This window comes from Thiocapsa roseopersicina (genome assembly GCF_900106925.1).
In the GTDB taxonomy this organism is placed as follows: Bacteria; Pseudomonadota; Gammaproteobacteria; order Chromatiales; family Chromatiaceae; genus Thiocapsa; species Thiocapsa roseopersicina.
In genome coordinates this window covers 1-19,273 of the sequence record NZ_FNNZ01000003.1, presented here as the reverse complement: position 1 = coordinate 19,273, position 19,273 = coordinate 1, and the positions used below count along the sequence as shown (strand labels likewise).

Sequence of the window (19,273 nt, the reverse complement as noted above, 5' to 3'; positions counted from 1 at the left end):
TGCGCCCATCCTGTCTATGCGGTTCAAATCGGCAAACAGGCGATATCCCATCGAGACCGAATCCCGCACGCAAGCGATGCCCACACCCGAGACCCCCGCATGAGCCCCAGCCGACCGACCGTCCTCCTGGTCGACGACGAGCCGCTGTCGCTGGAGACCCTGACCCGGACGCTCGACGAGTCCTTCGAGGTGCTGACGGCGACCAGTGCCTCCGCCGCCGAGGAGATCCTCGCGGAGGAATGGGTCCAGGTCGTCGTCACCGATCAACGGATGCCCGAGACCACCGGGGTGGAGTTTCTCGCACGGGTCCGGGAGCGTTGGCCGGATGTCGTACGCATCATCATCTCGGGCTACACGGATCCGGGCGACATCATCGACGGCATCAACCGCGCCGGCATCTATCAGTACATCACCAAGCCCTGGCACCCGGACACGCTCCTGCTGACCGTCGGGAACGCCTGCCATCTGTATCGGCTTCAACGCGAGCATGCACTGCTCTCGCTCGAAACCCGGCTTACCGCCGCGACCCTGGAACAGCGACTCGCCGAACAGCGCGCCCGCCTCAAGCGGACCTTTCGGCTCGACGCCATCGTGCGCAGCCGCGGCGGTCCGCTCGATGCGGTATGCGACCTGGTCGAGCGTGTGGCGCCCTACGACATCCCCGTGCTGTTGACCGGCGAGTCCGGCACCGGCAAAGAGCTGTTCGCCCGCGCCCTGCATTACAACAGCCACCGTGCCGACAAGCCCTTCGTCGCCGAGAACTGCGGCGCCATGCCGGATCAGCTCCTCGAGAGCGAGCTGTTCGGCCACAAGAAGGGAGCATTCACGGGCGCCGTGAACGACCGGATCGGTCTCTTCGAACAGGCCGACGGCGGCACCATCTTTCTCGACGAGATCGGCGAGGTCTCGCGAACCTTTCAGGTCAAGCTGCTGCGCGTCCTGCAGGAAGGCGAGGTGCGCCCTCTCGGGAGCAACCGGCGGCGCCGGGTCGACGTGCGCGTGGTCGCAGCCACTAATCGATCGCTGGAGACCGAAATCGGTGAGGGCCGCTTCCGGGAGGACCTCTATTACCGGCTCGCCGCAGTGCGCCTGCACCTGCCCCCGCTGCGCGAGCGACCGGCCGATATCCCGGTGCTCGCCCGTCATCACCTCAAGGCGGCCGTGGCAGCATTCGGAAAACTCGTAACAGGACTCAGCGACGATCTGATCGATCGCCTCCAACGCTACCATTGGCCGGGAAACGTCCGGGAGTTGCAGAACGAGATCCAGCGGATGCTGGTCATGTGCGACGGCGACGAGCTCGGAGCAGACTTGTTGGATCCCGGCATCCTCGTCGCTGCCTCGCGGTCCGAACCCTCGGCTTCGGAGCCACTCGAAGACCAAACCCTCAAGGCGCGCATCGAAGCACTTGAGATCGTCGTGCTTGGTGAGGCGCTCGAGCGCAATCGCTGGAACAAATCACAAACCGCCGCGCAGCTCGGTCTCTCGCGCGTCGGTCTCAGTGCGAAGATCGAGCGGTATGGTCTGGCGAGGCACCAGGAGAACCCAAGACGTGATCCGCCCTAGGACGCCGTCGCGGCCGGGCGCCAACCCCGGCCCGAATGGAAATCGCGCCCGCCCGCGAGCCTTTGGCCGCAGCGGACGAAATCGCTCTCGAGCGTGATAAGAGCCAAGCGCGCAAGCGCTCGACACCCGCGGTCTCTAATGCGTATGCGCCTTCATCATCAGCTTCAGAATCTTCAGATTGATGACGATGAAGCGATAGAACTGCCACACCAGCGACGTCCGCATGTAACGGGTGAAGCCTGTGGGCACCGGCGGATAATAGGCCTGTTGGTAGGGCTCTCGGTTCTTGGCGGTCATGGACGTTGTTCCTCGACGATTTGAGCTTGTTTCAATCCGGCAGAATCGACCAACCGGGCCTGAGCTTCGCCTGATAGATGAAGACGTGGTGCAGGATGTATTTCATCCAATGCCCCGCCAGACCGATCTCGCCGAAGGTCAGGTCCATGTCGCGACCATATTCCGGGTACTTGTCGTAATCAGGCACCACCGGGAACACGGTCATGGTGGCTGCAGTCCCTTTGAAGATGTCCGATCCGGTCGATGCCACGCAGGCCGCACCGATCTCGGCCATGGACGCCGTCTGGGTGGGAGCGGCCGCACCGTTGATCATGTCCCGAATGCTTGTGGCCACGGCTTTGCCGATCGCCGCGGACGGCATGCCCGTACGTGGCGGTGTCGGGTTGATCGGCGTCCCGTTGGCGCTCTTCATGGGCTTGCTGATCAAATGCGGGGGCGCAAAGGCGATCCCGACGGCGAACATGTTCTTGTACAGCGGGGTCTGATAGGTCTTCGGCCAGTCCTGCGGACCCCAATCCTCGTAGGGTTTCGGCTCGTAATCGCCGTCCACTTTCATGAAGCCGTTCGGGGCGAAGATCTTGGCGGTGATGTCCTCGCCCGATTTGTCATACGCCTTCAAGGGTTGCCCGGCAAACGGCGGGATCAGCATGGCGAAATCGAAATCGATCTCGTGAAAACTGCCGTCGAGGATCTCGTAATGGATCTTTCCGGGCTCGACCTTGGAGACGGCTGCCCGCGTAATCCATTCCATGCCGCGCTCGACCATCAGGGATTCGGCAAAGACCTTGCCGTTGGTGACGTAGCCGCCGCGGTGGATATGGACGCCGCCCATCCCGAAGTCGCCGAGCTCGTACTCGTTGCTGATCCAGACCAACCGCGCCTTGTCGCGCACGCCCGACTCGCGCAGCGCGTGATCGACGTTGTAGATGTATTCGAAGGCAGCCCCTTGGCAGGTACACATGCCATGGCCGGTCCCGACAACGAAGGTCTTGGTTGCGCCTGCCTTCATCTCCCCGATCATCTTCCGCAGATGCTCGTTGGCTTCCTTCGCATGCTCCGGGGTGCAGACCGAGAGACTGTAGCCACCGTCCGGCCCGAGACCCGGGGTTGCACCGAAGTTCAACTTGGGGCCGGTCGCGTTGACCAGATAGTCGTATTCAATCGCCTCGGTTTGGCCGAGTCGGGCCGGATCCGTGTACTCGATCGTGACATAGGGGGCAGTGTGCTCTGCACCGCCATCGGGATGGATCGAGACGGCACCCGCTTGGCGAAAATCGACGCCGAGCTTCTTGTAGATCGGCGCCAGCTCGAAGGTCACCTGCTTTTCGGTCATCTCGCCAACACCGACCCAGATGTTGGACGGGATCCAGTTCCATTTCGGTTTGGGCGAAACGACCGTGATCGAATGCGACTTGCCGAGCCATTTCCCGAGATAGCGGGCAACCGTATGCCCGGAAATGCCCGCCCCGAGGATAAGGATTCGTGCCATCTGTGTAACCTCGCAATGGTGGTCAAGCGATGAACGCTAGCAAGACGCTCGGCGCCTGGCAAAGACATGGATCAATGGATTCGACATCCGTCAGGGGCTCGCCGGCAGCTTGCGCTGACCGGCCCCGCACTCGGTAAAGATTCGCCACGGACATTCGGCACAGATGGACTTGTCCAGCTTCTGGTAGATCGCCCGAATGGCCGCGTTCTTGGCCTGGAAGACATTGCGCCCGCCGGTCGCGTCGATGCATCCGCAGCGCTCGAGCGCCTCCCAGAGGCCGGTTTTGACGTTGATCAGATAAAGACCCCCGCCGTCGTCCTGACGGCGCTTGGCCTCGCGCACCAGGGTCTCGCCGCCCTGCAGATCGACGAAGTTGATGCCGTCGGCCAGGATCGCGAGATGTTTCTGCTCGGGATGCGTCGCACGCAGCCGGTCGAAGGCACTCTCGACATGCGCGACCGAGCCGAAAAAGAGCGAGCCGTCGATCCGCATGATGTGCAGCTGCGGGCATTGGGCGACATCCGGCTCGCAGGAGAAGGCGCGATTGGGCAGGCGCGGATCCGGTGCCAAATTGACGATCCGCGGTTTGGATGTGCGATCCAGATAGAGCACCAACGACAGCAGCACCCCGGCGAAGATGGCGAACTCGAGCTCCAGGAAGAGCGCAGAGAAGAAGGTCACCGCCAAGACCGAGGTCTCGCGTTTGGACGCCTTGAGGATGTGCCCGATCTCCTTGAAATCGACCAGCCCCCAGGCGACCAGGAAGAGCAACCCGGCCATCGCGGCCGTCGGCAGATAACTCGCGTAGGGCGCGACCACGGGCACGATTCCGATCAGCAGCACGCCGGCGAAGATGGCCGCCAAGGGCGTGCGCGCGCCGGCGGCATAGTTCACGCCGCTGCGGTTGAAGGAGCCGGTCGCCACGTAGGCCGAGAAGAAGGAGCCGGCGATATTCGACAAGCCTTGGCCGATGAACTCCTGGTTGCCGTCGATGCGGTAGCCGCCGCGTGCCGCCAGCGAGCGGCCGATCGACACCGCCTCGGTGAGCGCAAACAGTGTCACCGCCAGAGCGGTGGGTGCCAGCTCCTTGATGTGATCGAAAGTCAGATCCGGGGCCGACAGCGGCGGGAAGCCCGCCGGCAAGGCCCCGACGGTCGCAATCCCGGTCACCTCGTTGCCGAGCCAGGCGTCGAGTCCAACGGCGATCAGGCTGCCGCCGAGCATGGCGGCGATCATGTAGGGGATCTTCGGCAGCCAGCGCTTGAAGGCGATCCCGATCAGCAGGGTCGAGACGGCCACCAGCGTGGTCGCCGGGTTGATCTCGAGCACGTGATGACCGAACTGGATCAGGATGTCGTGCAGGTGCCCCCCGCTGTCCATCTCGATGCCGAAGAAATGCTTGAGCTGCTTGGCGGCGATCAAGAGCGCCGCACCGGCGGTAAAGCCTACGACCACCGAATGCGAGATGAAGTTGACCAAGGTCCCCATGCGCGCGAGACCCAAGGCGAGCTCCATCAGCCCGACCATGAAGGTCAAGGTCAAGGCGAGCGTCACATAGTCCGGCGAGCCCGGCAGCGCCATCACCGACAAGGCCGAAAACAGGACGACCGAGGCCGCCGTCGTCGGCCCCGAGACCAGGTGGCGCGACGATCCAAACAGCGCTGCGATGATCGCGGGCACCATCCCGGCATAGAGCCCGTATTCGGGCGGCATGCCGGCAATCGTCGCGAAGGCCACGGCCTGCGGCAGCACAACGAGGGCCCCGATGATGGCGGCGAGCGCGTCCGCCTTGATCTCCGTGCGCCCGACCCCGGGCAGCCACGACATGAATGGAATCAACCAAGACCAGCGTTGGGAGATCGGAGACTGCATGTTGAAGAGATCTCGCAGGGAATGGAAAGCACTTGCGCAAGCCGGCCCTCGATGGGAATCAATCGCTCGCGCTCCGCTCAGTCCGCCGTGCCGCCGCGCCGGCAATGGCCGGGGCTTGGCGATGAGCCATCCGATTGTATCCGATCCGCCCGAGCAGAAACGGCGCACTGCGACGACGGCGATGGAGCTTCAGCCCACCCAAAAGCCGCATCCCGAACAATCGAGGGTCGCATGGGACCGGAAAAGCCCACTTTTCCGCCGGTTACCCCCGAACAAATCAGCACTTCCTTTGGACTAAACTGACATCGGAAGGCCACGGCGCCTCCAAGGGCGCCCCCCAAGATGGCCCTATACAGGAGGACCCGACCGATGAGACCTATCACCATTGCACTCGCCCTCGCATCCGTACTTGCCCTGACGGCGTGCGGAACCACAACCGCATCGCGCACCGGATCCGGCGCGCTCCTCGGCGCCGGGACCGGCGCCGCCATCGGCTCGCTCAGCGGAGACGCCGGGAAGGGGGCCCTGATCGGTGCCGGCGCCGGAGCCCTGGGCGGTTATCTTTACGACCGGAGCGAAAAGGAAAAGCGTTATCGGGACCGGCAAGACAACCGGTATTGGTACTGAGACCGACGAGCGCCTCGTGCGCGCCGGACGCCCTGCCCGGCGTTCGGTCCCGCGCGACCAATCGGAAACCCGCGGTGCAAGGCGCCGGAGCGCCCCCGAAACCGGTCGCGCGAGCCCTATCCGCAACACCCCCAGTCTTTGGTACGATCGGCACTCGCTCGATCCATTCACGGCAGCCATTACCGGTCATGCCGACCCGCAATACCCGACCCGTCGAGCAACACCCGCAACGGTCCCCCGGTACACGCGGGTCCGCGGCGCCGAAATGTTCAAGAACAGGACACAGCACGGACGATGCAATACCGGACCTCGCTCGACATCCTGATCTGCACCTACAACAACGCCCGCCTTCTGGAACGTACCCTGGAGGCCCTGCGCAAGCAGCAGGTCCCGCCATCGGTGGACTGGGGAATCCTGGTGGTGGACAACAACTGCACCGACGAGACCGCTGCCGTTGTCGAGCGTCTGCGCCCCTTGTTCGGCGTCGATTTGCGCTGGGTTTCGGAGACACGCCAAGGCTTGACGCCTGCGCGCGTTCGAGGGGTCGTCGACTCGCATCGCGACTGGGTCGCCTTCGTCGACGACGACTGTCTGCTTGCCGAGGACTGGATCGATCAAGCCGCGAGCTTCGCGTCGGAACACCCCGGATGCGGGGCCTTCAGCGGAAGGGTCATCCTCGACTGGGAGGAGGATCCGCCCGCCCACACGACCGGTTACGGCTGGGCCTATGCCGAGACGGACCTCGGCGACCGGCCGCTGCGTCGGGATTGGCTCGCAGGGGCCGGCATGGTCCTGCGTCGCACCACGCTGGAGCAAAGCAGCTGGATCGAGCAGCCGTTTCTCGACGACCGGATCGGCAAACGCCTGATCTCGGGCGGGGACGTGGAGATCGGCCTGCGCATCGCGCGCATCGCCGAGGTCTGGTACAACCCGGCCTGCAAACTGCAACATCTGATCCCGGCTCATCGCACCGCGCGGCCGTACCTGCGCCGGATGATCTTCGGCTTGGGTGCGAGCGGCCACAATACCGGGGCACTGACCTGGCCCGGCACATACCCGGCCTGGCTTTTGCATTCTGCAAGCCAATCCATGCGACTCTTGCTGCAGGGACTGCGGCGCACCGCCGGCGACCAGTATCACCGCCGACCCGGCCGCGACATCGGGATCGCCCTCGGTTTCGTCATGGGCTGGTGGTGGGCCATGTGGCAGATGCTGCTCATGAGCCGGTCCTCGCGTCATCGGCTGCTCGGCGGCATCCTCGCGACGCCCCCGCGCCATTCGATCCGGGGCTGACGACCCGATCGATTCGCTGGGGAGGCCGGTGATTCGCCTTCCCCGGCAAATCAGCACACATCCATGTACCGCGGGAGACGCTGATGTGATCGGCGCTCCCCTAACCGGCTGCGTGACCGACCTCGCGCAGCGCTTGAAACCGCGCGGGCAAGCCGCTTTAGGACGAGAGACCCGATGGACCTGACCAACCAAATCATCCTGGTCGTCTCGCTGGTGCTCTTTGCGAGCATCCTGGCGAGCGTCGTGACCAGCCGGTTCGGCGTGCCGCTGCTGTTGGTCTTCTTGTTCATCGGCATGCTGCTCGGCGAGGAGGGACCGGGCGGGATCCAGTTCGACGACGTCCAGATCGCGCACCTGTTCGGCAGCTTGGCGCTGGCGATCATCCTCTTCGACGGCGGCTTGGTGACGCCCTTCCGGAACTTCCGCGTCGGGCTCAAGCCGGCGGTCGGTCTCGCCACCGTCGGCGTCCTGATCACGGCGGCGGTGACGGGGCTCTTCGCGGCTTGGTGGCTTGGCCTGCACTGGATGGAGGGGCTGTTGCTGGGCGCGATCGTCGGCTCGACGGATGCAGCCGCGGTCTTCTCGCTGCTGCGCTCCCAGGGTCTCGAGCTCAAGCAGCGGGTCGGCGCCACGCTCGAGATCGAGTCCGGCAGCAACGACCCCATGGCCATCTTTCTGACGATCGTGCTGATGGAGCTGATCATCAGCGGCAGCGACGATATCGGCCTGGTACTGCTGCTGGAGTTCGTGCGTCAGATGGGGCTCGGCGCCCTCTTCGGGATTCTCGGCGGCCTGGGTCTGGTACGGCTGATCAATCGACTGGAGATGTCGCCCGGACTTTACCCCTTGGCGGTCATGGCCGGCGGCTTGACCATCTTCGGGATCACCTCGGTGCTGCAGGGCAGCGGCTTCCTGGCCATCTATCTCGCCGGCCTGGTGGTCGGCAACCGACCCTTGCAATCGAGCCAATACATCAAGCGCTTCCACGACGGCATCGCCCGGCTGTCGCAGATCGGCATGTTTCTGATGCTCGGGCTGCTGGTGACGCCCTCGGAGCTCTTGCCCGTCGCCTCGGATGCCTTGTTGTTCGCCGCGGTTCTGACCCTGGTCGCCCGCCCGATCGCGGTCTGGCTCTGCCTGCTGCCCTTCCGCTTTCCCTGGCGCGAGCAGGTCTTCGTCGGCTGGGTCGGGTTGCGCGGGGCTGTGCCCATCATCCTGGCGCTCTTCCCGCTTCTGGCCGGTATGGATCAGGCGTCGATGTACTTCAACATCGTTTTCTTCGTGGTGCTTGTGTCGCTGCTGATCCAGGGGTGGACGGTCGCCTCGTCCGCCCGCCGGCTGGGGCTGGAGGTCCCGCCGACGAGTCATCAGGTGCAGCGTGTCGAGCTGGATATCCCCGGCCAGCGCGAGCTTGAACTGGTCGGCTATCGCCTGGCGAAAGACACGCCCGTCGTGGTCGAGCGGCGTGGCGCCTTGCGGCTCCCCAAGGGCGCGCGCATCGTGGCGGTTCTGCGCGGGAAACACCTGGTCGACGTCCTCGACCTGGCCGACCTGAAGCCGGACGACTATCTCTATCTCATCGCGGACCCGGCCGACCTTGCCGAGCTCGATCGTCTCTTCGTCGCGAGCGCTGCGCCAGAGCGCTTGTCGGATCAGGTCTTCTTCGGCGAGTTCGTGCTCAACGGCGAGGCGCGGGTAGGCGATCTCGCGGCCGCCTACGGGCTGGATCTACCCGACCCCGAGCATGCCCTGACCCTTGACGCCTTCATTCGACGCGCGCTGCACACCGCTCACCCGGTGGTTGGCGACAGACTCCAACTCAAGACGGTCGATCTGGTCGTGCGCGAGGTCGAAGGCGACCGCATCCTGAAGGTCGGCTTGAAGCTGATGCGAAGCGGCTGAGCACAGCCCGGCAGGGTTTTCTCGGTCGAGCGGGATGAGGTGATTTCCGAAAACAGACCTATCGCGACATGGGGCTATGTAGGGGCGATGTAGGGGCGACTTCAGTCGCCCCTACAAGATTCTCAGCCGGACGCAATCGGTATGCTAATACCCGCAAATCACCTGAGCAGAGCGAGCCCCGACCGACCTGTTTCGGTTATTTCGCTAATCGGCCCTGCGCAGCATCCCGCAACGCGCACCTTAGACCTGTCGCGGCACGAGGCGCGAAGCTAAGACTCACCAGTCGGACGACGCACTCAGTGCAGCCCTGGCCTCCTCGCTCGGAAACAGCACCACGCCCGCCTCGTCGATCAGCGAGATCGCCAAAGTAGGACAGCCCTCGGCAGCGGCACGCATGATGTGCTGGTCACCCAGTCCGCCCGTCGGGAGTGCCTTGAGATCATCCCCGATATCGTGCTCTTTGAACGCTTGGGGGCAGGCGACCCAACAGGTCCCGCAGCCGATGCAGGCGACGTCGATAACCTCGATTTTACTGATCATAAGTGCGAGCAATCCGTATTCAGATTCGTTGGGCGGCCCGGGCCGCGCGCGTCGGGCGCAAAGATTACGCCGCACGCCGCCATGGCGCAATGATGCGGACATGGACGCGAGCCTGACGAATCACGCCCGTCGGTGTACCTTACGCGGTCCTCAAGATTCAGGCGAAACGCAGGAGACGCTTCATGTCCGACGCCCCGTTCGAGCTCGTCGATGCCAAAGACAGCTTCATCGACAGCGACTGGTTCCACCATTGCCGCGAGACCCGCACGCCCTTCGTCGTGGTGCGCAGCGGCGAGCACTCGGCCGATGTCCTCTGGGATTACATCACCTTGCCGCCCGAGTGCGACGCGTCGCTGCAGGAGAACCTGCCCGCCTTGGAGCAAGACGCCCGCGCCATCTTCGATCGCTACGCCATTCCAGAGTCCTATCTCCGCGTCAAGGCCACGCTCATCGGCTTCGATCGTCTGCCGTTCGATCGCGCCAAGAGTGCGGCGGCGGATCTCTACCACCTGATCGCCGCCTACCTCCCGGTCGCCGAGGCCGCGGACATCCCCGTCGGCGGCGCGACGAACAACCGGCGCGCGGAAACCGACCCACCCAGCGACACGACAGCGTCGGCGCCGCTCAGACTCTGGGTCGAAGCGACCAGCACCTCGTCCGCGGCCTGAAATCCTCCGGAGCCACCAACACAACATAAGGCCCTGCATTTAGAGATCGCCCACAATATCTTGTGTCCAGGCACTGGACATCCGTGACGAAAGCCCTAAACTCAGGGGTTACGAGGTCACCAGACCGACCACCGACATTCTTGGCTGACGGCCTTCGGCAACCGCTCGCACGCCGAAGCCGTCAACCGAATCATCGAGGAGACGCACGATGCTGAACTGGGACGATCCACTCGCCACGACCGGACCCGCCGCCCGCGCCCCCCGGGGGTCCTTCGTCGTTGATCCGACCGACACCGCCGAGGATTGGTCGGCCGACCCGACGCCGAACACACGGACGGCGACCGCACCCCGTGCAACCCTCGACACCGCACACGTGCGCCCAGGCCATGGCCTGGTCAGCAATGCCGACCTGATGGCAACTGCCGGCGCGGCCCCCGTCGTCGACCCCAACCCGTTCCCGGCCTACGCCGCCCATCAGAGCGAGCTGCCGATCGGCGACACCCTGCTGCCGACCGAGCCGAGGATGCAGACGCAGCACCCGAACGACGGCATCGTCGGCGGCGCCACCGGTCTCGAGTCGCTCGAGATGGGCGCGGGGCGCGTGCGCGTCGACGACAAGAAGATCATCAACTGCCACGCCGATCTGAACCAGCTCGTCCCCTTCAAGTACGAGTGGGCCTGGCAGAAGTATCTCGACGCCTGCGCCAACCACTGGATGCCGCAAGAGATCAACATGAACGCGGACATCGCGCTCTGGAAGGATCCCAACGGCCTGACCGACGACGAGCGCACCATCATCAAGCGCAATCTCGGCTTCTTCTCCACGGCCGACTCGCTCGTCGCCAACAACCTGGTGCTCGCCGTCTATCGCCACATCTCCAACCCCGAGTGCCGCCAGTACCTGCTGCGCCAAGCCTTCGAGGAAGCGTTGCACACCCACGCCTATCAATACGTGGTCGAGAGCCTGGGCCTGGACGAAGGCGAGATCTTCAACATGTACCGCGAGGTCCCCGCAGTGGCGCGCAAGGCCGAATGGGCCCTGCCCTTCACCCAGCACCTCGCCGACCCACACTTCAAGACCGGCACGCCCGAGAACGACCGCAAGCTGCTGCGCGAGCTGGTCGCCTTCTACGTCATCTTCGAAGGCATCTTCTTCTATGTCGGATTCGTGCAGGTCCTGAGCATGGGCCGGCGCAACAAGATGACCGGCACCGCCGAGCAGTTCCAGTACATCCTGCGCGACGAATCCATGCACATGAACTTCGGCATCGACGTGATCAACCAGATCAAGATCGAGAACCCGCATCTTTGGAGCCCGGAGTTCAAGCAAGAGCTGGTCACGATGATCCGCGATGCAGTAACCATGGAATCCCGCTACGCCCACGACACCATGCCCCGTGGCGTGCTCGGGCTCAACGCTCCCATGTTCGAGGAATATCTCCAGTTCATCGCCAACCGGCGTTGCGCGCAGATCGGACTGCCGGAGCAGTATCCGGGCGCGTCCAACCCATTCCCCTGGATGTCCGAGGTGCTTGATCTCAAGAAGGAGAAGAACTTCTTTGAGACGCGGGTGACGGAGTATCAAACGGGGGGGGCGTTGAATTGGGATTAAACCGCGTTTTGGTCGTCATTTACCGGGTTTGAGCGGACGCCAGCCATAGATGCATCAAATGTCCTCTGCGTCACGCGGTTTAAGATTTTAGAATCAGCTGTTGGACTCGCTCATTAGACCGGGCACCCAGTACTCAAGGAGCTCGTGACACCCGCTCCGCGGTGTCACGCATGCCCGCGGCGCTCTGCGCCACGGACCACCATGGTTGGAGTTGCGGACAAGGCATCATCGATTTAAACAGCGTCCGCGCCGTGAGTGGCTGGTTTCTCCGACGATCGGCCAACGCGCAGAGAGCGCATATCACAGGGAGACGCGGTTTAATGCGCACTGAAAACAGCGTTTACGTCTCGATGACGGACGTGGAGAATCCGCTCTCCGCCGCCTCGCCTCAAGCATTTTCGCTCGACGACGCCGAATGGCCGACCCCCGAGCACTATGTGCTGGCCATGCAGTTCGAAGATCCCGCGCTCAGGGCCGAGATCCGCTCTGCACTCGACCCGCAGCAAGCCCGCAAACTCGTCAAGCGTCACAAGCGCAAGATCCGCAACGACTGGGACTCGGTGCGACGCATCTACATGACCCGCGCCATCTACACCCGCTGCCTCAGCCACCCCGCATCAGCACGCGCCCTCCTCGAAACCGGCGACAAACGCATCATCGAGAGCAGTCTCTACGATTACTACTGGGGCCGCGGCCGAGACGGGCGTGGACCCAACACCTATGGAGAGGTACTCATGAATGTGAGGGAGAAGCTCCGGTCGGCGACGGCGGTCTCTTCGCCTTCGTTCTCCAGCCAAGACCCTAACCCACCTGGGTGAGCTTGACGCACACGAATCGCTATGAGCTAATTCCGAGAGGCAGCCGATGCAGGAACGCAATACTTCCGTCAGCCGTTGGGGTTTGGACCTCGACTCTTGGGTAGCTCCGTGTGGCAGCCAAGCAGCAAGGGGGTGTGCCCTTGCATGTCATCGGGGAAGATGTCTGAAACGGCCATCCAGCGACTCCCTTTCGGGAGTTGACGGAACGGCGCGGGCTCAAAGTAAAAGGAGGTTGGCCACAGTCGAGAAAAAGGAATGGTGAAATGCTTGAATGAAAGACGCGACCCCGATCTCACCGACCCGAATCTTCCCGCAGGAACCGACGGCATGGCATCAGCGATTCACAACCGAGTAGAGCTTGCGGCGGAGCAGCTCGATATAGCACTGGAATTGTTCCTTAACGGGAGAAGCGATGTCTCAGTATTGACGTTGGCTGGTGCAGCCGAGGAAATTCTCGGCAGATCGTTGGAACGCGTCGCCAAGCAGACAACACTGCAATGGGAGTACGCAATTATAGCTCCATTTGAAGATTCTTTAATGCGGCGACCGTTAGAGTGGAAGGTATTTATTAAGGAGAAGAACCGCGTCCGAAATGCAGCGAAACACATGCCCACGCCTGACGAAATGAAAATTGAGGCAGATCTAAAGGAGGAAGCCTTAAGGCTCTTGGTACGCGCATATGACAACTACCGCAGACTTGACTTGCAACCAACCGAACGAATGGAAGAATTCCACAGATGGTTCTACACTAATGCGTTGGGTTTCGAGGACGATCCGGCCTATTCATTCGCTTGATCCGCACCTTTAGCTGCATGCAGCTAGTTCCGGATTAGCTGAAACTTCGGACTTTGAAGGACGAAAGGACAAACAATGAGATTCTTGGTCTATATTCTGGCGGGGCTGCTTGTCGGATGCAGTATGGTGCAGTCCAGAGTTACGTCATTTCATACTCTACCACAATCTGTTAACGGAGTTACGTTCGCCATTGTACCTTTCGACTGGCAGAAGGGCAGTGCAGAGTTTCAAACATACCAGAACCGTATTGCTTCAGAACTTGTGGCAAGAGGCTTTATCGCGTCCTCGATAGAGGAAGCAATATACGCTGTTTTTCTTCAGTATGCTATAGATGACGGTCGGGAAGTGGCATACTCGTATCCGATCTTCGGCCAAACCGGCATCTCGTCGGCGCAAACACACGGTACTTTAAGTACCTACGGGAGTTTAGCTACCTACTCCGGCACGACGACATACACGCCTACCTACGGAGTTGTAGGCATGGGCTCAGGATCGCGCACAGAATTCACGAGAGTTGTTCGATTGGAGATCCTGGACAACCGAGAGCTTGCCGCCGGTAGAGTCCAAAAAGTCTTTGAAGGAGAGGTTCGCAGTGCTGGAAGCACGGGACAGTTGTCTGCTGTTATGCCGACTCTACTTGACGCGTTGTTTAACGATTTTCCCGGAGAGAGCGGAAAATCGCGCGATATTGAACTTCCCATGCGCTGAAGTTCAACAAGGTGAACTAGAAGAGGAACTAGGTAGAAAAGAAAGGGGCCGGGCTCAATAGATTTCTCCGTCAGCGCTTTTTTTAACGAGCCTGGCCCCTTATCCATGCCGCTTATCCAATATCCAAGGCTTCAGTCGGACTGAATATAGTCAAAGATTAGGACATAGAACCATGAGTTACCTCTATGCCTGGAAACTTGCCAACCAACCGGTTTATAAAATCGGGCATGGGCGGGATCCCAGAAGCCGCATGAGAGATTACTGTCGCAGACACAAATTGCAGGCTGAAGAAAACTCACTTCATACATGGGAATGCAACGAAAATGCATCGAGTAGAACTTTAGAACACCTACTTCATTACCTGTTAGAAGAAAGTCGCATGGTTGTCGGTGACGGCCGTAAGCCACAAGAGCTCTTTCACATTCCTGAAGGCTTTTCTGCCGTAGAGCGAGCTGTACAAAAGGTTCGCCACCTTAATCGAGAAATATTTGCAGTAGATAATTCCCAGAGCAACTGGAGACGTTTTCAGAGGCTAGGCGAAGAAATCCGCGTATTGGAGGAACGGATTCGGGAACAGCATAGAATACTGGACGCTCCTCTGGAGCATAAGATCAGTAAAAACCTGCGCTGGCCAGTTATAATAGTAGCGACCTTTTTGTATTTTCTTTTTAGCGGCATGCTGGCAGGTATATTAGCCGGAGCATTGGGTTGGATATCGGCCTTGTTTGGAGCTCGGGAAGTTTTATTAGTTTTCCGCAGCCACGGTGGTGGAGGAATTTTGCTTATAGGATTGCTCATAGGCGCTTTTTTGGTTTCCCTCATGGTCGAGTTGGATAATGTTAAAGTGTTGCTAGATCGCAAAATTGAAGAGCGGAGCGCTGCAAAGCGCGAGTTACCAAAGCTACAAGCAAAAATCGGCGATTTAGAAACTGAAAGGGATGGGTTGGTTCAGAGGCTGTTTTAGCTTGAAGAGCGAAGAGAGTGAGAAATACCGGGGACAGAGCATGGTTTTCGGAGAAACAAATAATTGAAATGCCTAACCCGCACCCTAAAGAAAGCGACCCGAAACCGCGCGCTAGTCTCAGCGTTAACCTGCACGGTCCTACTTGCGCGCGGTTTGGTTCGCTTTAGGTTTGTCGTTGGACGCTATGACCGTGCCAAAGGAGACACCGGAAGGATTTCTTAAGCATGCTCAGGAATTCTGGGCCGCGGCGGATCTGGTACTAAAAGAAGCGGAAGAGCTGTCTCTGCCCGGCTATTTTCTCCTTGGGCGCTCGGTCGAGTTGTCGTTGAAGGCATTCTTGCTGCACAAAGGCATACCTATTTCAGAGCTTCGAAAGAAACGATACGGGCACAATTTGAGGGCGCTCCTGGCCGAGGCGCGAGCGAAGGGGATCGAGCGGTTTGTTGAGCTTGAGCCGATTGACGCAGGTGTCATCTACCTCCTGTCGTACGACTATGAGGCAAAGCGCCTCGAATACCGAATCACAAAAGGTAGTTACGCCCTTCCGTTGCTACCCGAGACGCGGGGCATAGCGCGAAGGCTGGCGTTCGAGTTGAAACCAGAAAGGAAATAGGGATAAGGGGTCACAGGAATTAGGGGCTCAATTATGAAAACAGAAAACGGCCTAACCTTTGGCCAAGAGCGAGCGTGCGCCACGGACGTCGTGCTAACTCTCAGCGTCATCAGGGGCGCGCGCCGCTTTAGCCTTCATGTTGGATCCGGAAGACCGACGTAGCAAATCAGGCCGCGGCATTGACGCCATCTAGCGCCAGACGAATCTCCACGGCATCCCAGGGCACAGGGATCAGACCAGCATCGTCGCGCGCCAACAAGCGCAGGTCGAGCAGTGCCGTGACATCGCGGTGGACATTGTTGTCGTTGCGCTTCAGATGCTTGGCGAGCGCACGGATGGAGACCGGTCCGAGGCGCTTCAGCGCGTCCACCAGCGCAAGGCGCGCCGGTGTGAGCTCGCCGAATAGGTGGGCGGCGTCGGCAAAGCCGAGGTGATAGTCGGTCTCCGGCAGCCATCCGCCCGCGTCCGCGCGTGCCGCGCTGGCCAGCGCTTGGTCGAAGTAGGCGCTCGGGCCGGGGATCTCGATGATGGCTCTAGCCCTAAGATGCTCCTGCGAGGTTGCGCACGTCGGTACGGAAGTCCGTGCTCAGGGCTTGCAGCGAGCGGAACCGGTATGAGGTTTCCAGGTCGCCGACGTGCTTGTGATCGCCCTTCCCCGTCTCATTGTCGTAACGGACGAGGCACGCACCATGACGGCCGCATACAGGCGATATTTGAAACCATCTGGGCGGTCCGGCGTTGGACCCCGCAGTTGCCAGGCGACCATCTGGACGATGGTCCCGTCCGGCCAGACCCGCTTGCTGTTGATGATTCACACCGCCGGCACCTATTGCATACTGGGCAATCGATTAGCTGGGTGCAATGTCGGGCGACGCGCTCGCGGACGGCGTCCGGTCCGGCATGGACATCGAGGCACCTGCCCGATTGGCTCCTCCCCCGTGTCGCCGGGAGGGACGCCGGCGGAACAGTGGCCGGGCGCGAGATTCATGATGATTTGGGGCTTGGCATGAACATCACCGACCTCCACGCCTTTCGAGGGCTCGATCCGGACATCAGATCCGCCCTCCTGAATCAGATCCGGGATCTCTGGACCCACGGCTCGACCGCAATCGAGGGCAATACCCTGACCCTGGGCGAGACCAAGTTCGCTCGGGTTCGTGCACATCCACCCCTTTTGGGACGGCAACGGACGCTTGGCACGACTGGTTGCGAACCTCCCGCTCTTGCGATCGGATCATCTGCCGGTGGTGATCGACGTGAAGGACCGCAAGCGCTACATGGATACCCTGGCCGAGTATCAGTCGGCGCTCGGACCGCCGAGACCGGCGTATGGCGTTTGGCCCCGACCGGAGCTTGAAACCGGCTTTGCGGCATTCTGCCGAGATGCCTATGCGGCAACCCGGGCGCTGGTCGATCAGGCCCACGAGCAACAGTCCAAGAGAGCTCGTTGATCAGCGGGTGTTCACGACAGAGGGGCCAAGCGACGCTCGGCATGGTTCCTCTCCAGGGTGAATTTCCGCCCCTCGTCATTACACCCGAACAGCGGCCCGACGATGTCGACGTGCTTGAGACACGTCATGTTGCCGGGGACAGAGGGAGAGAACAGGGGGTGAGAACCCTTTCTCCGTGCTCAGAGCCGAGATCCCCTCCGCCGACAACCCACAACGGGCCTGCAACCTCGCCAAGCGCCACAGGCGCAAGGTCCGCCGCGATTGGGCATCCGTCCGCCGTGTCTCTATGTGAGTACGGCCACCTTCCCTGATGGGTTTTTCCTCTTAAATCGTCAACTTGTATGAGGGAGAGCGGTGGGCCTCCCTCGGGGTGCTTGAACAACAGCACCCGTCGGGAGAGTCTCTTGTTTGCGAAGACAAAGAGACGCCATCAGTGTGCCACGCCTTCCTTGAAAGCCCCACGTTTTTCGCCGTGTTGCTGCACATCGACGAGGATCTCGCCGAGGCCGCCCGAGAGGCCGGTTGCCCTGCCTGCGGCGGCACGCTGCATCAGGCCGACTACCCCCGTAAACCCCGCGGCTGTCCGGAGCCATGGCGCGCGGCGTTCGCGACGCGTCGCAGCTTCTGCTGTGCGCAGTGTCGGCGGCGCCTGACGCCGCGCTCGGTGCGGTTCCTGGGCCGGCGGGTCTATCTGGGCGTGGTCGTCGTGGTGGCCTCCGTGCGCCATACCGGGCATCACCCCCAAGCGGACGCCTTGGCCGCGACGCTGGCGGTCCCGATCCGCACCCTGCGGCGCTGGCAGACTTGGTGGCGGGAGCAGTTGGCGCAGACCCCGCTGTGGTGCGGCGCGCAGGGGGGCTTTGTGCCGCCGGTGGATCTGCAGCAGGCGCCGGGGAGTCTGCTCGAGCGCTTCCTCGGGGATGCCGCGGACGCCCTGGTGGCGTTGCTGCGCTTTTTAAGCCCCTTGACGAGTCGTTCGTGCAGGCTGCACGAGGGCGGCTGACGCCACGCAGAGGATGCAGCTCGAAGGCGCCGGGGCACCCCGCTAGGCTGATCGCGAAGGTGCCGGAACCCCCGGCGCCGCAGCCGGGAGACCCCTATGTCGATCCCCATCGAGGTTCCGCAACGCGAGCGTTGGGCCCGCGTGCGCTTTGCGATCATTGGTCCCTTACTCGCCGCCCCGCCGCCGGACGGTGACTTGCAGGCGGCCTTGGCCACCCTGGCCGCCAAGACCTGGCGCCATCCCGTCACCGGCCTGGATGTTCGGTTCGGTGTGTCGACCCTCGAGCGCTGGTACTACGCCGCGCGCGCTGCCGCCGATCCGGTGGCGGTGCTGCGCAATCGCGTGCGCGCCGACCGCGGGGCCTTCCCGAGTGTGCTGCCCGCCGCACGCGAGGCCCTGCAGGCGCAGTACCGCGATCATCCCGGCTGGACCGCCCAGCTGCATCGCGACAACCTGGCCGCGACCCTCGCCGGCACCGCCACCCCGGTGCCGTCCTATCCGAGCGTGCGGCGCTACTTGAAGGCCCACGGGATGGTTCGCCGCGCCACCCCCAAGCGCGACACCGCCGGCGCGTTGGCCGCACGCGATCGCCTGGAGCAGCGCGAGGTGCGCAGCTTCGAGGTCGAATACGTCTCCGCGCTGTGGCACCTGGATTTCCACCACGGCTCGCGCAAGGTGCTCACGCCGTCCGGAACCTGGCTGACGCCGTTGCTGTTCGGCGTCATCGACGACCGCTCGCGCCTGGTCTGTCACCTGCAGTGGTACACCAACGAGACCGCCGAGGTGCTGGTGCACGGACTGTCGCAGGCGTTCATGAAGCGCGGCCTGCCGCGTGCCCTGATGACCGACAACGGCGCGGCGATGCTGGCCGAGGAGACCGTCGCCGGATTGGCCCGACTGGGCGTCCTGCACCAGACCACGCTGCCCTATTCACCGTACCAGAACGCCAAGCAGGAGGCCTTTTGGGGGCGCGTGGAAGGCCGTCTGATGGCGATGCTCGAAGGCGAGCCGGGGCTGACCTTGGACACCCTCAACCGCGCCACCCAAGCCTGGGT

Annotated in this window: 20 protein-coding genes; 14 read left to right on the top strand and 6 right to left on the bottom strand. The window is 62.2% G+C overall.

Annotation, left to right across the window (positions count from 1 at the left end; genetic code table 11):
* The first annotated feature begins 99 nt into the window (after positions 1 to 99).
* Positions 100 to 1,566 (top strand): sigma-54-dependent transcriptional regulator, encoded by a 1,467-nt coding sequence (locus BLV04_RS04260; RefSeq protein ID WP_093028498.1) that lies wholly within the window; start codon positions 100 to 102, stop codon positions 1,564 to 1,566.
* 135 nt (positions 1,567 to 1,701) lie between these two features.
* Here the strand turns inward: BLV04_RS04260 and BLV04_RS24805 are convergent, their stop codons facing one another.
* From BLV04_RS24805 to BLV04_RS04250, 3 genes are all read right to left on the bottom strand, one after another.
* Positions 1,702 to 1,863 carry a hypothetical protein gene (locus BLV04_RS24805; RefSeq protein ID WP_175534495.1) on the bottom strand — a complete coding sequence of 54 codons (162 nt, stop codon included), beginning with the start codon at positions 1,861 to 1,863 and terminating at the stop codon, positions 1,702 to 1,704.
* A 31-nt stretch (positions 1,864 to 1,894) separates the two neighbouring features.
* Positions 1,895 to 3,352, bottom strand: coding sequence for an NAD(P)/FAD-dependent oxidoreductase (locus tag BLV04_RS04255; protein ID WP_093028496.1), 1,458 nt, complete (start codon positions 3,350 to 3,352; stop codon positions 1,895 to 1,897).
* A 90-nt stretch (positions 3,353 to 3,442) separates the two neighbouring features.
* A complete protein-coding gene (locus BLV04_RS04250; RefSeq protein WP_093028494.1) occupies positions 3,443 to 5,224 on the bottom strand; it encodes a SulP family inorganic anion transporter in 1,782 nt (593 codons plus the stop codon).
* A gap of 369 nt (positions 5,225 to 5,593) precedes the next feature.
* On the opposite strand from BLV04_RS04250, the gene BLV04_RS04245 reads away from it, so the two are divergent.
* From BLV04_RS04245 to BLV04_RS04235, 3 genes are all read left to right on the top strand, one after another.
* Entirely contained in the window at positions 5,594 to 5,851 is a 258-nt protein-coding gene (locus tag BLV04_RS04245; RefSeq protein ID WP_093028492.1) for a YMGG-like glycine zipper-containing protein, read from the top strand.
* A 294-nt stretch (positions 5,852 to 6,145) separates the two neighbouring features.
* Positions 6,146 to 7,144 (top strand): glycosyltransferase, encoded by a 999-nt coding sequence (locus BLV04_RS04240; RefSeq protein WP_093028490.1) that lies wholly within the window; start codon positions 6,146 to 6,148, stop codon positions 7,142 to 7,144.
* A 174-nt stretch (positions 7,145 to 7,318) separates the two neighbouring features.
* The gene (locus BLV04_RS04235) at positions 7,319 to 9,046 is read left to right on the top strand and encodes a potassium/proton antiporter (RefSeq protein ID WP_093028488.1); all 1,728 of its coding nucleotides are present in this window, start codon (positions 7,319 to 7,321) and stop codon (positions 9,044 to 9,046) included.
* Between the two features lie 276 nt (positions 9,047 to 9,322).
* On the opposite strand, the gene BLV04_RS04230 is transcribed toward BLV04_RS04235, so the two are convergent.
* Positions 9,323 to 9,586, bottom strand: a complete 264-nt coding sequence (locus BLV04_RS04230) for a ferredoxin (protein ID WP_093028486.1) — start codon at positions 9,584 to 9,586, stop codon at positions 9,323 to 9,325.
* 182 nt (positions 9,587 to 9,768) lie between these two features.
* On the opposite strand from BLV04_RS04230, the gene BLV04_RS04225 reads away from it, so the two are divergent.
* The 7 genes from BLV04_RS04225 (at position 9,769) to BLV04_RS04195 (ending at position 15,764) form a co-directional block, all read left to right on the top strand.
* Complete coding sequence (locus BLV04_RS04225) at positions 9,769 to 10,254, top strand: hypothetical protein (RefSeq protein WP_093028484.1); 486 nt, start codon at positions 9,769 to 9,771, stop codon at positions 10,252 to 10,254.
* Positions 10,255 to 10,462: 208 nt separating this feature from the next.
* The gene (locus tag BLV04_RS04220) at positions 10,463 to 11,866 is read left to right on the top strand and encodes a ribonucleotide-diphosphate reductase subunit beta (protein ID WP_175534494.1); all 1,404 of its coding nucleotides are present in this window, start codon (positions 10,463 to 10,465) and stop codon (positions 11,864 to 11,866) included.
* Between the two features lie 320 nt (positions 11,867 to 12,186).
* Entirely contained in the window at positions 12,187 to 12,684 is a 498-nt protein-coding gene (gene ybiA, locus BLV04_RS04215) for a riboflavin biosynthesis intermediates N-glycosidase (protein ID WP_093028482.1), read from the top strand.
* Between the two features lie 267 nt (positions 12,685 to 12,951).
* Positions 12,952 to 13,479, top strand: a complete 528-nt coding sequence (locus tag BLV04_RS04210) for a hypothetical protein (RefSeq protein ID WP_139191857.1) — start codon at positions 12,952 to 12,954, stop codon at positions 13,477 to 13,479.
* Positions 13,480 to 13,554: 75 nt separating this feature from the next.
* The gene (locus BLV04_RS04205) at positions 13,555 to 14,187 is read left to right on the top strand and encodes a DUF4136 domain-containing protein (protein WP_093028479.1); all 633 of its coding nucleotides are present in this window, start codon (positions 13,555 to 13,557) and stop codon (positions 14,185 to 14,187) included.
* A gap of 172 nt (positions 14,188 to 14,359) precedes the next feature.
* Complete coding sequence (locus BLV04_RS04200) at positions 14,360 to 15,151, top strand: GIY-YIG nuclease family protein (protein ID WP_093028477.1); 792 nt, start codon at positions 14,360 to 14,362, stop codon at positions 15,149 to 15,151.
* Positions 15,152 to 15,335: 184 nt separating this feature from the next.
* Positions 15,336 to 15,764: a hypothetical protein gene (locus tag BLV04_RS04195; RefSeq protein WP_093028475.1), complete on the top strand. Its 429-nt coding sequence runs from the start codon at positions 15,336 to 15,338 to the stop codon at positions 15,762 to 15,764.
* 166 nt (positions 15,765 to 15,930) lie between these two features.
* Here the strand turns inward: BLV04_RS04195 and BLV04_RS25475 are convergent, their stop codons facing one another.
* Together BLV04_RS25475 and BLV04_RS25470 are read right to left on the bottom strand one after the other, a co-directional pair.
* The gene (locus tag BLV04_RS25475; protein ID WP_443080477.1) at positions 15,931 to 16,215 is read right to left on the bottom strand and encodes an HVO_A0114 family putative DNA-binding protein; all 285 of its coding nucleotides are present in this window, start codon (positions 16,213 to 16,215) and stop codon (positions 15,931 to 15,933) included.
* An 88-nt stretch (positions 16,216 to 16,303) separates the two neighbouring features.
* Positions 16,304 to 16,579, bottom strand: coding sequence for a toxin-antitoxin system TumE family protein (locus BLV04_RS25470; RefSeq protein ID WP_245731705.1), 276 nt, complete (start codon positions 16,577 to 16,579; stop codon positions 16,304 to 16,306).
* A 342-nt stretch (positions 16,580 to 16,921) separates the two neighbouring features.
* Here BLV04_RS25470 and BLV04_RS04180 point away from each other — a divergent pair, with 342 nt between their 5' ends.
* The 3 genes from BLV04_RS04180 to BLV04_RS04170 all read left to right on the top strand — a co-directional run.
* Entirely contained in the window at positions 16,922 to 17,215 is a 294-nt protein-coding gene (locus BLV04_RS04180; RefSeq protein ID WP_217633654.1) for a Fic family protein, read from the top strand.
* A 472-nt stretch (positions 17,216 to 17,687) separates the two neighbouring features.
* Positions 17,688 to 18,218 carry a hypothetical protein gene (locus tag BLV04_RS04175; RefSeq protein ID WP_245731704.1) on the top strand — a complete coding sequence of 177 codons (531 nt, stop codon included), beginning with the start codon at positions 17,688 to 17,690 and terminating at the stop codon, positions 18,216 to 18,218.
* A gap of 96 nt (positions 18,219 to 18,314) precedes the next feature.
* Positions 18,315 to 19,273 (top strand): DDE-type integrase/transposase/recombinase (locus BLV04_RS04170; RefSeq protein WP_093028469.1); only part of this gene is annotated, 959 nt, incomplete at its 3' end.